The 15,669-nt window shown below is 58.0% G+C and carries 14 protein-coding genes; 8 read left to right on the forward strand and 6 right to left on the reverse strand.

Translation table 11 applies throughout. The annotated features are described in order from the left end of the window. Nucleotides 1-164 precede the first annotated feature (164 nt). The 3 genes from IF205_RS07770 (at nucleotide 165) to IF205_RS07780 (ending at nucleotide 3,071) form a co-directional block, all read left to right on the forward strand. On the forward strand, nucleotides 165-1,133 hold the full coding sequence (locus IF205_RS07770; RefSeq protein WP_259782722.1) for a TRAP transporter substrate-binding protein: 969 nt from the start codon (nucleotides 165-167) through the stop codon (nucleotides 1,131-1,133). 84 nt (nucleotides 1,134-1,217) lie between these two features. Beyond that, nucleotides 1,218-1,766: a TRAP transporter small permease gene (locus IF205_RS07775; protein ID WP_259782723.1), complete on the forward strand. Its 549-nt coding sequence runs from the start codon at nucleotides 1,218-1,220 to the stop codon at nucleotides 1,764-1,766. Nucleotides 1,767-1,769: 3 nt separating this feature from the next. Further along, complete coding sequence (locus IF205_RS07780; protein ID WP_259782724.1) at nucleotides 1,770-3,071, forward strand: TRAP transporter large permease; 1,302 nt, start codon at nucleotides 1,770-1,772, stop codon at nucleotides 3,069-3,071. Between the two features lie 7 nt (nucleotides 3,072-3,078). Here IF205_RS07780 and IF205_RS07785 read toward each other — a convergent pair whose 3' ends face one another. Then, nucleotides 3,079-4,866 (reverse strand): GAF domain-containing sensor histidine kinase, encoded by a 1,788-nt coding sequence (locus tag IF205_RS07785; protein ID WP_259782725.1) that lies wholly within the window; start codon nucleotides 4,864-4,866, stop codon nucleotides 3,079-3,081. Nucleotides 4,867-5,119: 253 nt separating this feature from the next. Between IF205_RS07785 and IF205_RS07790 the strand changes: the two genes are divergently transcribed. After that, the gene (locus IF205_RS07790; RefSeq protein ID WP_259782726.1) at nucleotides 5,120-6,013 is read left to right on the forward strand and encodes a bifunctional 5,10-methylenetetrahydrofolate dehydrogenase/5,10-methenyltetrahydrofolate cyclohydrolase; all 894 of its coding nucleotides are present in this window, start codon (nucleotides 5,120-5,122) and stop codon (nucleotides 6,011-6,013) included. 5 nt (nucleotides 6,014-6,018) lie between these two features. On the opposite strand, the gene IF205_RS07795 is transcribed toward IF205_RS07790, so the two are convergent. Further along, a complete protein-coding gene (locus IF205_RS07795) occupies nucleotides 6,019-6,669 on the reverse strand; it encodes a TetR/AcrR family transcriptional regulator (protein ID WP_259782727.1) in 651 nt (216 codons plus the stop codon). A 95-nt stretch (nucleotides 6,670-6,764) separates the two neighbouring features. Between IF205_RS07795 and IF205_RS07800 the strand changes: the two genes are divergently transcribed. The 3 genes from IF205_RS07800 to IF205_RS07810 all read left to right on the forward strand — a co-directional run bounded on the left by IF205_RS07800 (nucleotide 6,765) and on the right by IF205_RS07810 (nucleotide 10,426). Further along, nucleotides 6,765-7,868, forward strand: a complete 1,104-nt coding sequence (locus IF205_RS07800) for an HlyD family secretion protein (protein ID WP_259782728.1) — start codon at nucleotides 6,765-6,767, stop codon at nucleotides 7,866-7,868. After that, the gene (locus IF205_RS07805) at nucleotides 7,868-9,466 is read left to right on the forward strand and encodes a DHA2 family efflux MFS transporter permease subunit (protein ID WP_259782729.1); all 1,599 of its coding nucleotides are present in this window, start codon (nucleotides 7,868-7,870) and stop codon (nucleotides 9,464-9,466) included. The genes IF205_RS07800 and IF205_RS07805 overlap by 1 nt, the downstream gene beginning before the upstream one ends. Before the next feature lie 72 nt (nucleotides 9,467-9,538). Next, a complete protein-coding gene (locus tag IF205_RS07810) occupies nucleotides 9,539-10,426 on the forward strand; it encodes an endonuclease/exonuclease/phosphatase family protein (protein ID WP_259782730.1) in 888 nt (295 codons plus the stop codon). Here the strand turns inward: IF205_RS07810 and IF205_RS07815 are convergent. Further along, nucleotides 10,423-11,286 (reverse strand): LysR family transcriptional regulator, encoded by an 864-nt coding sequence (locus tag IF205_RS07815; RefSeq protein WP_259782731.1) that lies wholly within the window; start codon nucleotides 11,284-11,286, stop codon nucleotides 10,423-10,425. The two genes, IF205_RS07810 and IF205_RS07815, sit on opposite strands and share 4 nt — an antisense overlap. Before the next feature lie 138 nt (nucleotides 11,287-11,424). On the opposite strand from IF205_RS07815, the gene IF205_RS07820 reads away from it, so the two are divergent. After that, nucleotides 11,425-12,678, forward strand: a complete 1,254-nt coding sequence (locus IF205_RS07820) for an MFS transporter (RefSeq protein ID WP_259782732.1) — start codon at nucleotides 11,425-11,427, stop codon at nucleotides 12,676-12,678. Between the two features lie 6 nt (nucleotides 12,679-12,684). Here the strand turns inward: IF205_RS07820 and IF205_RS07825 are convergent, their stop codons facing one another. From IF205_RS07825 to glcE, 3 genes are read right to left on the reverse strand one after another with little or no spacing between them, the layout of a single operon-like run. Further along, nucleotides 12,685-13,143 (reverse strand): GNAT family N-acetyltransferase, encoded by a 459-nt coding sequence (locus tag IF205_RS07825; RefSeq protein ID WP_259782733.1) that lies wholly within the window; start codon nucleotides 13,141-13,143, stop codon nucleotides 12,685-12,687. Beyond that, the gene (gene glcF / locus IF205_RS07830; RefSeq protein WP_259782734.1) at nucleotides 13,143-14,429 is read right to left on the reverse strand and encodes a glycolate oxidase subunit GlcF; all 1,287 of its coding nucleotides are present in this window, start codon (nucleotides 14,427-14,429) and stop codon (nucleotides 13,143-13,145) included. The genes IF205_RS07825 and glcF overlap by 1 nt, the downstream gene beginning before the upstream one ends. Before the next feature lie 4 nt (nucleotides 14,430-14,433). After that, a complete protein-coding gene (gene glcE / locus IF205_RS07835; protein ID WP_259782735.1) occupies nucleotides 14,434-15,669 on the reverse strand; it encodes a glycolate oxidase subunit GlcE in 1,236 nt (411 codons plus the stop codon).

A 15,669-nucleotide genomic window follows, 5' to 3' on the forward strand; every position in this document is an offset into this window, starting at 1 on the left:
AATTTATCAACATTATTTTTGCGATCACCTGATGGGAGTTTTTCGGGTATGGTCGTGGTAGACGTTGTTTTCGCCTGCCGGTTGTCCGGGTTTGTCCGGTGCAATCACCCGGGTGTGGGAGCCCGGGGAGCAGGGGATTAAGACACTCAAAGGGAGAGGTATCTATGAAACCCACGCATCTAATCGCCGCTGCGGTTGGAGTGGCTCTGTCGGCCACTGCTGCTTTTGCTGATGAATGGAACATGCCGGTTCCGTATTCGGATTCCGTTTTCCACACGCAAAACATTTACAAATTTGCCGAGGATGTTGAGAAAAGCACCGATGGCAAGCTGACGATCAAGGTTCACAGCGCCGGTTCGCTGTTCAAACATCCTGAAATCAAGAATGCTGTTCGCAGCGGCCAGGTGCCGGTTGGCGAATTCTTGCTGTCGCGTCTCAGCAACGAAAACCCGGTTTTCAGCGTTGACACCCTGCCGTTCCTGGCAACCAGCTATGACGCTGCTGAAAAACTGTGGAATGTATCGCGTCCGAAGATCGAAGCACTGCTGGACCAGCAGGGCCTGAAAGTCCTGTATGCCGTGCCGTGGCCGCCGCAGGGTCTTTACACCAAGAAAGACGTCAACGAACTGGCTGACCTGAAGGGCCTGTCCTTCCGTGCCTACAACGCCGGCACCGAGATGCTGGCCGACAAGGCTGGTATGGCCCCGACCCAGGTTGAGGCTCCGGATGTCCCGCAGGCCTTTGCAACGGGTCGTGTCGACGCGATGATCACGTCGCCGTCCACGGGCGTATCCTCCAAATCCTGGGATTTTGTCACCAACTATTACGACACCCAGGCCTGGTTGCCGAAAAACATCGTGGTCGTGAACAAGAAATCCTTCCGCCGTCTGGACAAGGACGTGCAGGAAGCTGTTCTGGCGGCTGCTGCCCGTGCGGAAAAGCGCGGTTGGGAAATGTCCAAGGCGGAAACCTCTGCCAAGACCAAAACCCTGGAAGAGCACGGTGTGAAGGTTTCCAAGCCAAGCCCGCTTCTGGCTGAAGAACTGAATGCCATCGGTCAGGCAATGGCTGCTGAATGGCTGAAAGAAGCCGGCAAGGATGGTCTTGAAATCCTGCGTGACTTCAAAGGCTAAAAGCCAAGCACTATGATACTGCGCCGGTAGCTGTTACCGGCGCAGTTTTCATTTAAATAGAACACTACCGGGCGGGGAGATGATATGCGAAACGCTCTGGATGGGTTGTATAAGGCCAGTACTGGTCTGGCGGCCTTTTTTCTTCTGGCTATCTGTATAATGGTCCTGGCGCAGGTCGGTTGTAACATCGCAAATGCGCTGATCGGCTGGTCCACGGGGGTGAGCGGCGATTACACGATTCCGTCCTATGCGGAATTTGCAGGCTTCTTCCTGGCGGCGTCCTCATTTTTTGCTCTGGCGGGAACATTCCGTGGCGGCGTTCACATTCGCGTCAATCTGATGATCCAGCATCTGGTTGGTATCAAGCGCCGGATTGTGGAGCTGTGGTGTGTGGCCGTTGCCTTGGTCATGACGGCATATTTCTCCTATTACATGCTGGAGCTTGTTCTGGAATCCTGGGAATACAACGACATGTCGCCCGGTATTATACCGGTCCCGCTCTGGATTCCTCAAAGCGCCCTGGCCTTGGGGCTCATCGTGTTCACAATTGCCTTGCTGGATGCTTTCGTTGCCGTTCTGAAGGGGGCGGAACAGGCCCATGGCGAGCCGGATCTTGCGGAATCGGGAGAATAAGTCATGGAACAATTGTGGATGGCCCTGGTTCTCCTGGTGGTTCTGTTTTTCCTGTTGGGAAGCGGTATCTGGGTTGCGCTGTCGTTATTAGGTGTCGGTCTCGCCGGCATGGCGATTTTCACCTCTGCGCCTGTGGGGCAGGTTTTGGCGTCAACCGTCTGGGGGGCCAGCAACAGTTGGGCCCTGGCGGCGCTTCCCCTGTTTATCTGGATGGGTGAAATCCTGTTCCGGTCACGTCTGTCGTCGGACATGTTCAATGGCCTGTCACCCTGGCTGAGCGGCCTCCCGGGGCGCCTGTTGCATGTCAACGTGCTGGGCTGCGGGATCTTTGCCGCTGTTTCCGGTTCGTCGGCTGCCACCGCCGCGACGGTCGGCAAGATGTCGATCCCGGAGCTGACCAAACGCGGGTATGACAGCAAGATGGTTCTCGGCACGCTTGCCGGGTCCGGGACTTTGGGGCTGTTGATCCCGCCGTCGATCATTCTGATCGTTTACGGCGTGGCGACGGACCAGTCCATCGCCCGTCTGTTTGTCGCCGGTATTCTGCCGGGCGCGTTGCTGGTCGGCCTGTTCATGGGCTATGTCGCGATCTGGTCGCTGCTGAACCGTGACAAGGTTCCTGACGATGTTGAACGGCTCAGCTTTATCGAAAAGGTCAAGCGAACCCGCAGCCTGTTGCCGGTCGTCTTGTTGATTGCCGGTGTGGTCGGTTCGATCTACGCCGGTGTGGCATCCCCCACGGATGCAGCAGCAGTCGGTGTGGCGCTGGCGCTTTTGCTGACCTGGCTGAGTGGTGATCTGAGTTGGGAAAGCTTCCGCGATGGTCTGGTCGGGGCAACCAAGACAAGCTGCATGATCGCCTTCATCCTGGCGGGCGCGTCCTTCCTGACGGTTGCCATGGGCTTCACGGGTATTCCGCGGATGCTGGCCGAATGGATCGGAGGCATGGGGCTGTCGCCTTATGCCTTGTTGGCGGCTTTGACGGTTTTCTTTGTTGTTCTCGGCTGTTTCCTGGACGGTATTTCTGTTGTGGTCCTGACCACGTCGGTCATTTTGCCGATGGTTGAAAAGGTTGGTATCGACACCCTGTGGTTCGGTATCTTCGTGGTGATCGTCGTGGAGATGTCGCAGATCACGCCGCCGGTCGGCTTCAACCTGTTCGTGTTACAGGGGCTGACAGGGAGAAACATCCTGGAAATCGCCAAGGCGGCGTTGCCTTTCTTCCTGCTGATGGTGCTGGCCCTGGCCATCATCGTCTGGGTGCCTGAACTGGCAACCTATCTGCCCAACAGCATGGGCCGTTAATTCAAGGTCAGTTGTGGTCGCCGCCGGGTTTGGGGGCGGCCACGACCTTGGTCAGGTCGGCGGGAAAAGTGATGTGGAACTGGCTGCCTTCGCCGGGTTCCGAGGTCACGATAATCCGGCCATGCAACGTCTCTTTGACCAGATCCTGAATGATGGGCATACCAAGGCCGCTGCCGCCCTGGTCCCGTTTGGTCGTGAAATAAGGGTCAAACAGCTTTTCACGAACCTCAGGCGTCATGCCTTTGCCGTTGTCGGTAAAGGCCAGCCTTAATTCGTCACCGGCCTGATGTACCTCTATTCCTATACGGCCCTTGGAAGACAGGTCGTTGTCGAAGGCGTGGATCAGGGCATTGGTCATCAGATTGGTGATCACCTGTGACAGGGCCCCGGGTTCGGTATTGATTTCCAGGTCGTCGGGGCAGTCGAGGAAGATTTCCACCTCTTTGAATTTTTTTGTGCGGGGCCGGATGCTGCGCAGGATATCTTCCAGATATTCACACACGTTGATGGTCTGGATTTCCGCATGACTGACATCCACGGCAACGCGTTTGAAGCTTTGGATCAGGTCGGCCGCACGTCGCAGGTTGGTTTCCAGAATCTGGAACCCTTCGCGGCTGTAGTCCAGATAGGTTTCCATATCCGACCGTTTGATGGTTCGCTCTTCAAAGGCCCGCGCCAATTGTTTGGTGCGTGCGCGCAACGCACTGGTTGTTGTGACCGCGCTGCCGAGAGGGGTGCTGGTCTCATGGGCGATGCCTGCGACCAGATCGCCAAGCGCGGCCATTTTCTCTGCATGGATTAACTGGCTTTGGGCCCCTTCCAGGGCTTTGAGGGCTCCTTCGGCGCGCTTCATCGCATGACGGGTGCGGCGTTCCGCCTGCTGTCGGGCGATGGCGCTGCCGATCACGTTGCAGAATTGGGTAAGAAGGTCGGATTCCCGCGACGTCCACTGCCGGTCTTCTGTATAGCATTCCATGGTCACAAGGCCGATCAGGCTGCGTTGGAACATGATGGGGTGGACTTGTAGGGCTTTCAGTCCCGTCTCTTCGAGAATGTCCCGATCCAGTGCCGCTTCGGATGGTAAATCGTCCAGCTTGTTCAGCAGGACCGCTTTCCCCTTGTTGAGGGATTGCTCGATCCAACGCAGAGAGGGCAGAGGGATCGTATGAATGCCGGGGTTTTCGCCGTCGATACGGTCACTGATCCACTGGCGGGCACGGATAACGGAGCTCTCATCCGTCAATGGTGCGAGGGCGACCCGGTCAACATTCAGATAGATGCCCAGATTGCGCAACGAGTCCGAAATGGCATTGGCGATATCGATGCCGAGCAACTGCCCGGAAATATTGCTCATCAGCTTGTCGGCTTCGGCGTCGTGGCACAGTTCGGCTTCGGCTTCCTTGCGCTCTGTGATGTCCTGCAGGCAGAAGGCAAGATGCATTTTGCCGTTCAGCTCGACCAGGCCGAGGTCCATGAGGACAACGATCAACCTGTTGTCGGCAGTCATGACGACAGCCTCACGGGCCTGGATGCGGCCGTCCTGTTTCAGCTTGTCCCGAAGGTTTCGGGCATGGTCGGGTGAGCGGACAAGCTCGTTTTTAATGAGGCTCAGGTCCCCGTCATCAGGAATATTGAAAAGTTCGCGGCAATGGGACGTTGCCCAGAGAACATCCTTGTCATCCGCATCCAGGACGACTGCGGCGACGGGCAGGGCTTCAAGGAACTGTAACGCAACATCGTTATCCGACGTCCCGGCAAGTATCTCCTGAAGGTTATAGCGTTCTGCCTTTCCCATTGAGGAACTATACCCCTCATAGTGTTCAAACCATACCCCAAAAGATTGAATAGGCCTGGAACCCTTAACAAGACATAATTTTCGTTTTCGATCTTTGATGAATGTCATTCCAGTCGCAATGGTTTTGCCCTATGGAGCGCTGTCATGTCGCATTTTTAGGGCTTGCGGACTTATTTTCGATTGGGGATGAGTGTTGTGAGCCATAGATTGGCGACATTCGTGTGGCACGACGAAAACAAAGCAGATAGGGAAAATGATGGGTGACAGAGATCTCCGGGGCAAGCCGATTGCCGATAAGATCCTGGCGCAGGTCGCCGCGGATGCGGCCGAACTGACCGAGGCCGGTTGGGCGCCAAAACTGGTATCAATCACGGTCGGCGATGTTGAGGCTGTTGATGTGTATGTGCGCAACCAGCGCCGTGTGGCCGAACGGTCCGGCATCGGCTTCGAAGAACGGAACTTTCCCGCCGATGTAACCCAGGCGGAACTGCAGGCCGCCGTTGCCAATATGAATGTGGATCCCAGAGTATCGGGGATTATCATTCAGCGTCCGGTGCCGGAACAGATTTCAGTCAAGGCCCTGCAGGGGGCCATCCATCCGCTGAAGGATGTGGAAGGGATGCACCCGACGTCGATCGGTAACATCGTTTATAACGAGGTGGATCTGGCGCCCTGTACGGCAGCGGCGTCCGTTGAAATGCTGAAGGCTACCGGCCTGCCGCTGGCGGGATTGGAAGTGGTGGTCATCGGACATTCGGAAATTGTCGGTAAGCCGATTGCCTTTCTGCTGATGGCCGAAGGGGCAACCGTGACGGTCTGTCACCATATGACGCGCAGCGTGCCGATCCACTCCCGCCGGGCCGATGCCATTTTTGTGGCGGTGGGCAAGCCGCGCCTGATTACAGGCGATATGATCAAACCCGGCGCGGCTGTCATTGATATCGGCATCAATGCGATTGAGGAAGACGGGCAGGAAAAACTGGTCGGTGATGTGGATTATGACAGCGCTAGCGAAGTGGCCGGGTGGATCACACCGGTGCCGGGCGGCGTCGGGCCCGTGACGGTCTCCGTTCTGATGCGCAACACCATCGTGGCGTTGAGGCGCCAGAAAGAAGCCTATGACGCCAGCTTTGGCGACAGGAACTGATTGTTCTAGTCTGTTGTCCGGACCGGCGCGGCTGATGGGATGCCATAGCCGCGCAGGAACATGTCTACCGCATTGGTGACATGCTGCTTCAGGTCGGGGGTGTTGGGTTCCCACCCGACCTGGGTCATCTGACGGAAGTCATAGTCCGCCTTCATCAGGCTCATAAAGAAGGTGGCGGCCTGCATGGCGTCGACCTTGGGCATTTCACCCTTGTCCATCTGTTCCTCAAAGTATGACTTGAGGATACGGCGGCCCGTCATCAACCCGCTTTCGTAAAACACTTTGCCCATATGGGGGAAGCGGGGAACCTCGCCCAGGAACAGGCGCAGACAGCGGATGGTTTCCGGTTGGGTGAGGAAGGTCATCAGGTTCATGCCGAATTCGATCAGGGCGTCGCGCAACGGCAAATCCGTAAAGTTGATTTCCTTGATGATGTCAATGACCTTGCTTGTGCTGTCACGCACAACGGCCTCGAAGACACCATCCTTATTCCCAAATAACTCATAAATCGTCCGGCGGGACCCACCGACTTCGGCGGTGATCATTTCCAATGTGGTGCCGGAGAGGCCGTGTTCGCAAAACAAATTGCGGGCCGCTTCAAGAATAGCAGCGCGGCGCATTTCCATCTTTTGATCGATTTTTGACAGGGTGGACAATCGTTATTCCCGAGCTTTTTACTTGACCTTGGTACTGCCCAGTACCATATTGCGCAAAATGGTACTGGTCAATACCAAACAGATTGAGTGAGCAGATGAGCCCCAAGAAAGTTATTCTTCCCCTTCTGGCAGCAGCGGTTATCGGTGGCGGTGGCTATTATGGATATAGCTGGCTGACCGAGGGCCGCTTCCATGAAAGCACGGATAACGCCTATCTGCAGGCTGATGAGGTGGCCGTGTCGCCCAAGGTCTCAGGCTATGTCAAAGACTTGCGGGTGAAGGAAAACCAGGCGGTGCGCGAAGGTGATTTGCTGCTCGCCATCGACGATGCGGATTATCGGGCTGAACTGGACCGCGCGGATGCTGCCTGGCAGTTGAAGAAGGCGGCGCTCGAGACCATGCATGAGCAGATTTCCCTTCAGGAGGCCGCCATCACTCAGGCTGCTGCCAATGTGGACATTGCACAAGCGGAACTGGGCCGGGCCAGTGACGATTTCAAACGTTATAAGGACCTGGTCGGCAAGGGCGCTGCCAGTCGCCAGAAATTCGACCACGCCAAGGCCGACCGCCAGAAGGCGCGTGCGGGGTTGCACGCCGCCCAGGCGACGCTGGCGGTTGAAAAGGGGCGACTTTCCGTCCTGAAGGCGCAAAAAGTCGAAGCACAAAGTGCCGTTGCCCAGGCCGCAGCCACCAAGGCTCTGGCACAGCAGGCCCTGAATGATACCCGAATTCGCGCACCTTTTGACGGTGTTGTCGGCAACCGGTCCGCCCAGGTCGGGTCGCTGGTGTCGCCGGGCCAGCAATTGCTGGTGCTCGTGCCGTTGCCCGGGGTCTACGCGGTTGCGAATTTCAAGGAAACACAGATTTCGCGAATGGCCCCCGGCCAGAAGGCCGAGATCGAGGTCGATGCCTTCCCGGATGCAAAAATCACCGGGCGGGTGGAAAGCTTCTCTCCGGCCACGGGGGCGCAGTTCAGTCTTTTGCCGCCGGAAAACGCCACGGGGAACTTTACCAAGATTACACAACGTGTCCCGGTTCGCATCCGCCTGGACGACAGCAAACTTGCCAAGGCCCTGCGGCCGGGCCTTTCTGTCGTGGTCGACGTAGATATCCGCGATGACAGTGGTGCTGCCCATGCAACGGGCACGGGGCTTGCCAGCGTTGTGACGCCGAACCAGAAACTGACGGGTCTTAACTGATGGCCCGCAGGACCGCCAATGAAGGTGAGGGAGTTGGTGCGGCCGCTGCTGCCCCTCAGGAAGAGACTGTCGACAGGACACAGTTCATCGGCTGGCTGGCGATGGTTGTCGGCATGTTCATGGCGATCCTCGATATCCAGATTGTTGCCAGTTCCCTGGAAAACATCCAGGCGGGACTATCCGCAAGTCCGGACGAAATCGGTTGGGTGCAGACATCCTATCTGATCGCCGAAGTGGTTATGATCCCGCTGTCGGGCTTCCTGTCGCGGCTGATGTCGACACGATGGCTCTTCGTTGCCTCTGCGGCGGGCTTCACGATCATGAGCGTCGCCAGCGCAATGGCATGGTCCATCGAATCCATGATCTGGTTCCGTGCGGCGCAGGGCTTTCTGGGCGGGGCTATGATCCCGACCGTCTTTGCCTCAACCTATATGATCTTCCCGAAAAGCAAACAGAACGGCGCCAGTGTGATGATTGGCCTGATCGCCACCATGGCGCCGACAATCGGGCCGACACTTGGCGGATATCTGACCCAGTCCATGTCCTGGCACTGGCTGTTCCTGATCAATGTAGGTCCCGGCGTTCTGGTTGCCTTGGTCGTGGCGGCGACAATGAAAATCGACAAAGGCGATCGTTCTCTTCTGCGCGGGTTTGATCTGTCGGGGCTTTTTGCCATGGCGGTTTTCCTAGGCAGCCTGGAATATGTGCTGGACGAAGGGCCGAAGGATGACTGGTTTGATGAGCGGGCCATCATTTACGGCACGATCATCTGTGCCGTTTCGGCCGCTTACTTTTTCTGGCGTATGATCCGCTATGACAAGCCGATCGTTGACCTGACCGCGTTCAGTGACCGGAACTTTGCCGTTGGCTGTCTGTTTTCCTTTGCCCTGGGGATCGGCCTTTACGGCAGCGTCTATGTCCTGCCGCTGCTACTTGCTCGGGTAAGGGGCTATGACAGCCTGCAGATCGGTACGATCATGGCGATCACGGGGATTTGCCAGTTCATTTCGGCACCAATTTCCGGGCGGTTGATGCGCGTGGTCTCGCCGCGAACCTTGCTGACGATTGGACTGATCCTTTTCGCAATAGGCCTGGGGCTGAACGGTTTCCAGAACAGCCAGGTTTCCTTCAATGAGCTGATCCTGCCGCAGGCGCTGCGCGGTGTGGCGATCATGTTCTGCATGTTGCCGATCACCAACCTGGCGCTGGGGACATTGCCACCGGAAAAGCTGAAAAATGCGTCCGGCCTGTTCAACCTGACCCGTAACCTTGGTGGGGCGATTGGTCTTGCCGGGATCAATACGCTTCTGGACAACCGGATTGACCTGCATTTCGATCAGTTGGCCAACCATATCAATCCGGCAAGCACGGCTTTCCAGAACACTCTGGCGCTTCTCACCGCACGATATGAGTCTCTGGGGATAAGCAATCCGGGGGCGGCGGCGATGAAAAGCATCACGAATATCGTAGGGCGTGAATCGACCATGATTGCCTTTAACGATGTGCATCTCGCAATGGCCGGTATTTTCGTTCTGGCCCTGGTGATGTTGCCGCTGGTGCGCAAGCCGACGGCGATGGGGTCTGCGCCCGCGCATTGATATCCCGTCATAGGGGTTTCACCAAATAGGTGCTAGGATATCCACCGGACAACTTTTCGGGGAGTCGGGTGGATGACCAAGGCATTTTCGCTGGCATCGTGGAATGTGGAACATCTGGGCCGGAAACGGGGGCTTTCGAGGGCAGAGCGGGACCGGCGCCTGGATCGCGTCATCGACTTCCTGCAGGCGGGTAATGGCGGCAACCGGCCCGATGTTTTCGCCATTTATGAAGTTGAAGGCCGGGACGTCTATTCCAAATTCGTCCGCGCCTTGCCTGACTATAACTTTTTCATCAGCGAGGGAATCCAGATGCAGGAAATCCTTGTTGGTGTGCGGTCCGGGCTGACTGCCTTTATTACCCAACGCGACGAGTTCAAATCCCAGCAACTGACGTTGCGCCCCGGTGCGCTCCTTACCCTGCATGTGGATGGGGATGATTACAGCATTCTCTTCATGCACGCCAAAAGCATGCCTGATCCGAAAGGTTTTGGCCTGCGTCAGGCCATGCTGGCAGAGGCATTCAACCTCAAAAATGCGCTGAACCGGGCGCGTGAGGCACGGCGTCAGGATGATCCCACCCTGGCAGACCATCCGGCGAATTTCATGGTGATCGGGGACCTGAACACCATGGGCGTGAACTACCCGACCGATTCCCGGGTTCTGGTTTCAGGCGAGACGGAGGCCGACGAACTGGGCCATAGTGCGGCCCGCCGGGAGATGAAAAAACTGGTGAAGAGCCATGACACGTCATGGATCGGGGTTTTGGGCGGCGCGACGGTCAAATCGGCCCTGGATCATGTCATTGCCGCGGAACATATGACGTTCAAAGCCTTCGCAAATAATGCGCAGGTGGATGTCAGGGGGTGGGTACAGCAGCCGACGGAGGCCGAGCAACTTCAATGGTCAAACGAGTTTTCCGACCACAGCCTGCTGTACCTCGAGGTGGAAAAGGCCGATTAGAATTCCTGGCTGTGGCGTGAGGCCACGTCGCGTAGCCCTGTGATCGCGCGCTCCATTGCATGTTCATCCCGGGGGCGCGAGGAATAGACTATATAGGCCGGACGACTGATCTCCTTACTGTCGGGCACGGGGAACAGGCGGCCCGACTTGATCTGTGATTGAACGACCCGGATCGGGAAATAGCCGGAACCACCGTTTTTCAGGATGTATTGCAATCCCAGTGCGCCCAGTCCTACCGCAACAGCAGGAGGCGGCAGGTCGGGATGAGTTTCGGTGTGAATGGCGCGGAACTGATCCCCCCAGTCAACAAAGACATAGCCGGGATTTTTCTCGGGCGGCGGTGCGTTTTCTTCGGTGGCGACCAGGATCAGTTTCTCCTCCAGCAGCGGCTCGATGATGAAGCCGGACATCTGCCGGGGGGAATACATAACGCCCAGGTCCAGAATGCCGTCCGCAAGCTGGCGTGACATGCTGGTGGAATAATCGGCCTCCACCCGGATGGCGATGTCCGGTGCGTTCTTCCGCATCCAGGGCATCCAGCGCAGGACGAGACGATCCCATAGGCTGACCTGTGCACCAAGGCCGATGATCCCGCTATAGCCCTTGGGGAGTTTGACCTCCAGGCGCGCCTGCTGCCAAAGTCGCATCATGTTCAGGGCATAACGTTGGAACTGTTGACCGGTGGCGGTGAGTGTCACCCCGGAATGGCTGCGGTTGAACAGGCTGCGCCCCAATTCCTCTTCCAGACCGCGAATACGGGCGCTGATGGTGGACTGCGTAACGTTCAGTTTTTCCGCTGCCTTGTTAAAGTTACCGGTGTTCGCGATTTCGATGAATGTTCTAATTTGATCCAGATGCATAGGGCGTCTCCGCAAAGGCTATCGATATTTTCGATCATTCTGCGATAAATAAATCGTTTCTCAAATAGCCAATCTTTGGCCATCTATAGGGGCATCACCCATTTAGGATCGGGCGGTTACGTTCCGCCCCATAGAAAGATGCATGTTCGTCACCCAATCTGGCTACGTAAGGCAGGCGCTCCCGGCGCCGAAGCTTTTGCAATTCTATTCACCTTTGAAAGCTTTGCCCGCGCGACGATGTCCTCGGTCCTGCCGCTCGATGCCCTGCGATATCTGGGTGATGCCAGCTCGGTCAGCAGCCTCTATTTTCTGATTGGTCTGGTCGGCATTGCCTGTGGCTTTTGCGTGCCCTTGTTTATTCAGTGGACGGCCCGGCGGTGGGTTTATACAGGCGGGGCGCTGATTTTGGCGGCTGCGCCGGCATCCATGATGGCGGGTACGCTGGAAGGCCAGATTGCGGGCATGTTGTTCCGGGTCATCGGGACGGTCACCCTGACCATCTGCCTCAACCTCTATGTGCTGGACTATATCGCCAAGCATGAACTGAGCAAGGCAGAGCCCAAGCGGGTTTTCTATTCTGCTGTGGCCTGGACGACCGGCCCTGCCCTCGGCACCTTTCTCTATACCCAGGTTGCCCCGGAAGCAGCCTATGCCACGGGGCTTGCATTCGCCCTGATCAGCCTGACCTATTTCTGGCGCTTGCGCCTGTCGGACAAGTCGCCGATCGGGGCAGCGCGCAGGCCCGCCCCCAATCCATTGGCGAATATCGGGAAGTTCCTGCGGCGTCCGCGTCTGGTTCTCGGCTGGATTGTTGCCCTGGGGCGCAGTTCCTGGTGGGCCATGCTGTTTATCTATACGCCGATCTTTGCCGTGCAGACAGGGCTTGGCGCGATGGTGGGCGGGATGCTGGTCTCCACGGCGTCCGGGTTCTTGTTCCTGTTGCCGCTGCTGACGCGCTTTTTGCGGGCCAAAGGTTTGCGCCGCGTCCTGACCCTGGGCTTTGCGGGGGCAGGCCTGTCAACCGCGGCAATCGCGGCCACTATCGACTATCCCTATGTAGCGGTCGGTTTCCTGTTGTTGTCCGCCGTTTTTGTGGTGCTGCTGGATCTTGTCGGGAATATGACCTTCCTGCTGGCGGTCAAACCGGGTGAACGGTCCGATATGACATCGGTCTATGCCACCTATCGCGATGTGGCGGAAATTTCTGCGCCGGGTGTGTTCTCCATTGTCCTGCGCAGCTTTGACCTGGCCGCCGTCTATCTGGTCACCAGCTTTGTCATGCTTGGGATGGCGAGACTGGCCATGGTTGTTCACCCGCGCCTGGGACTGGATCGCGCGTATGACAGCAAGTACCAGAATGCGGACAGGATCGCGGGTGCCGCAGGCAGTTAGGCGCGATTAGAAGGACAGTTTCATCCCGGCGTGGGTCTCCTCGAAACCCAGGGCTTCGTAAAAGCGTTTGGCATCCGGGCGGCGTATGTCGGTGGTGAGCTGCACAAGGCCGCAACCGGCGTCGCGGGCCTGTTCTATGGCATATTTGAAAACCCTCGTGCCGATTTGCTTCCCACGGTGCCTGGATGAAACGCGTACACCGTCGATCTGTGCGCGTTTCATACCCTTGCGGGCGAGACCGGGAATGATGGTCAACTGGATGCAGGCGACAACCTTGCCATCAATCTCCCCGACCAGAATGTCGTTGCCTTCCTGCGCCGTAATGGCGGCCATGGCCTCGGTATAGTCGGCGGCGAGAGGGCGGCTGTTGTCCTCGCGCGTTGCGCCGATTTCATCGTCGGCCAGAAGATCGACAATGGCGGGGAGGTCATCAGCCTCCGCATGGCGAAAGGAGAGGTCCGGCATCAGGCTATCCCTTCGGGTTTGGGGCCGCCGGTTGCCCAGTCCAGAAGCTCCACCGTGTGGACCATGGGGATTTCCGTGCCGCTGCTGATCTGGGTCATGCAGCCGATATTGCCGGCGGCAATCACATCGGGTTTCGTTGCCTCGATATTGGCGACCTTGCGATGTTTCAGCCTGTCGGCGATTTCCGGCTGCATCAGGTTATAAGTCCCCGCCGATCCGCAGCAGAGATGGCCTTCGGCGGGTGAGACAACCTCAAAACCCGCCTTTGTCAGAAGCTGTTTGGGCAGGTCGGTGATCTTCTGACCATGCTGCATGGAACAGGCGGAATGGTAGGCCACGCGCAGTTTTGCCGACGTCTCGGTTGCCGGTAACTCGATATCGTACAGGAATTCAGTGACATCCTTGGTGAGGGCCGAGACGCGGGCGGCGTTTTCCGCCATAGCCTCATCGGTGCGGAACATGAAGCCGTAGTCTTTTACCGTCGTGCCGCAGCCCGATGCGTTGATAATGATGGCATCCAGACCCTTGCCATCCATTTCCCTGACCCAGGCATTGATATTGGCACCTGCCTGGGCATGGCTTTTTTCCACCTTTCCCATGTGATGGACCAGCGCCCCGCAGCAACCCGCACCATCGGGGATAACAACGTCATAGCCGCAACGGGTCAGCAGGCGCACGGTGGCCTCATTAATTGCCGGGTCCAGAACTTGCTGCGCACAGCCTGTCATCAAGGCCACCCGCCCCTTACAAGCCCCATTCGCACGGTGGGTCTGGGGAATGTCGGCCAGGGACGGACGTTCCAGCTTTTTGGGCGCCATGCGGATCATGCCTTTCAGCCGTCCCGGCATTAGCGGGGCCAGCGGCCGTGCCAGCCAGGCCCCGGCAAGCGCGATGCGGAAAAGTCCCGGGTTGGGCAGGACGGTGGCCAATATGGTCCGTAGCATCCGTTCCGGCAGCGGGCGCTGATAAGTCTTTTCGATATGATGGCGGGCGTGGTCCACCAGATGCATGTAATTCACGCCCGACGGGCAGGTGGTCATACAGCTCAGGCAGCTTAGGCAGCGGTCGATATGTTTGACCAGTTTGTCGGACGCCGGTTTACCTTTCTCCAGCGTGTCCTTGATCTGATAGATGCGTCCGCGCGGACTGTCCAACTCGTCGCCCAGGGTGACGTAGGTCGGGCAGGTGGCCGTGCAAAAGCCGCAATGCACGCATTTGCGCAGGATGCTTTCCGCTTCCTGGATATCCGGGTCGGCCAGTTGGGCCAGCGTGAAATTCGTCTGCATTCCGTTATCCTCCCACCACCATACGGCCCGGATTGAACAGGCCGTGTGGGTCAAAGCTGGCCTTCAACCGTTTGGAAAGGGCCGTAAGGGCGGGGGGCTGCGGTTCAAAAACCGGGATGGCGGCGCGCAGATCTGCACTGCCGCGGATCAGGGTCGCATGTCCGCCGAATTGGGAAACGGCATCCCTGACAAGGCCGTCGGCGCCGGTCTTGGGCGCGTCCGTTGCCAGCCAGATCAGGCCGCCACCCCAATCCAGAAAGGCATCGACCCCCTTCAACTCGCGTAAGGCTGCGATGACCGAAGGGCCATTTGACGGGGCGGTGGAAATTTTCCAGACCACGCGGTCATCACCCGCCTGACAGAAGGGGGAGACGTCACGTATTTCGGTCCAGAAGGTGTTGCTGTTGTGGCTGTGGAGTTCTTCGGTTTCGCCGAAGCCCGCGAGGCGTTTGCGCAAGTCGTCACAGCGATAGGCCACTGACGGGGCGGGGCCTTCCACCCGGATGGCGATAAGCGAGGCTCCCGACTGACGGACATAATCGACCTGCGACAGGGCGGCGGCGGTTTCCGGCAGCCAGCAGGCGGCGGAAACCTCATTCGGGCTGTTGAGGGCGGATGCCATCGCCCGGGAGGCGTCTTTCAGGGCGACGCCCCGCACCAGAACAGTGCGGGACTTTTCCGGGCGCGGCAGAACCTTGACCGTGACTTCATGCATGGCCGCCAGCGTGCCCCAACTGCCGCAAAGCAGCTTACAAAGGTCATAGCCGGTGACGTTTTTCACCACGCGTCCGCCTGATTTGAAGGCTTCGCCCCGGCCAGAGACCGCCTTGAAACCGAGGAAATGGTCCCGTACCGCACCCGCCTGCACCCGGCGAGGACCGGCAAGATTGCTTGCGATCAGCCCGCCGATGGTTCCCTTGTTATCCCGGCTGCCGGTCAGCAATGCGCCATAGTTCGGCGGCTCGAATGCCAGCATCTGGTTTTTCTCGGCAAGTGCCGCCTCGATTTCCGCCAATGGCGTTCCGGCCCTGGCAGAGAGGATCAGTTCTTCTGGCTCATAAAGGGTGATGCCGCTGATCCCGCTCAGGTCCAGGTTCGTCGCAGTACGCTCGCTACGACCGATCGTGTCCTTGCTGTTCAGGCCGTGCAGATTTAGCGGCTTTTCTTCGGATGCCGCCCAGGATACGGCCTCAAGAAGTTGTTCCGGCGTCTCCGGTTTCAGGGTCGAAAAGTCAGTCAT

Origin of the sequence: Aestuariispira ectoiniformans (assembly GCF_025136295.1) — a bacterium.
GTDB classification, from domain to species: Bacteria; Pseudomonadota; Alphaproteobacteria; order UBA8366; family Aestuariispiraceae; genus Aestuariispira_A; species Aestuariispira_A ectoiniformans.

Bases quoted from the DNA above. Each gene is read 5' to 3' on its own strand.
- IF205_RS07815 (WP_259782731.1), bottom strand. From the start codon at position 11,286: ATGCATCTGGATCAAATTAGAACATTCATCGAAATCGCGAACACCGGT.
- IF205_RS07775 (WP_259782723.1), top strand. From the start codon at position 1,218: ATGCGAAACGCTCTGGATGGGTTGTATAAGGCCAGTACTGGTCTGGCG.
- IF205_RS07780 (WP_259782724.1), top strand. From the start codon at position 1,770: ATGGAACAATTGTGGATGGCCCTGGTTCTCCTGGTGGTTCTGTTTTTC.
- IF205_RS07770 (WP_259782722.1), top strand. From the start codon at position 165: ATGAAACCCACGCATCTAATCGCCGCTGCGGTTGGAGTGGCTCTGTCG.
- IF205_RS07825 (WP_259782733.1), bottom strand. From the start codon at position 13,143: ATGCCGGACCTCTCCTTTCGCCATGCGGAGGCTGATGACCTCCCCGCC.
- IF205_RS07805 (WP_259782729.1), top strand. From the start codon at position 7,868: ATGGCCCGCAGGACCGCCAATGAAGGTGAGGGAGTTGGTGCGGCCGCT.
- glcE (WP_259782735.1), bottom strand. From the start codon at position 15,669: ATGACTGACTTTTCGACCCTGAAACCGGAGACGCCGGAACAACTTCTT.
- IF205_RS07810 (WP_259782730.1), top strand. From the start codon at position 9,539: ATGACCAAGGCATTTTCGCTGGCATCGTGGAATGTGGAACATCTGGGC.
- IF205_RS07800 (WP_259782728.1), top strand. From the start codon at position 6,765: ATGAGCCCCAAGAAAGTTATTCTTCCCCTTCTGGCAGCAGCGGTTATC.
- IF205_RS07820 (WP_259782732.1), top strand. From the start codon at position 11,425: ATGCATGTTCGTCACCCAATCTGGCTACGTAAGGCAGGCGCTCCCGGC.
- glcF (WP_259782734.1), bottom strand. From the start codon at position 14,429: ATGCAGACGAATTTCACGCTGGCCCAACTGGCCGACCCGGATATCCAG.
- IF205_RS07790 (WP_259782726.1), top strand. From the start codon at position 5,120: ATGATGGGTGACAGAGATCTCCGGGGCAAGCCGATTGCCGATAAGATC.
- IF205_RS07785 (WP_259782725.1), bottom strand. From the start codon at position 4,866: ATGGGAAAGGCAGAACGCTATAACCTTCAGGAGATACTTGCCGGGACG.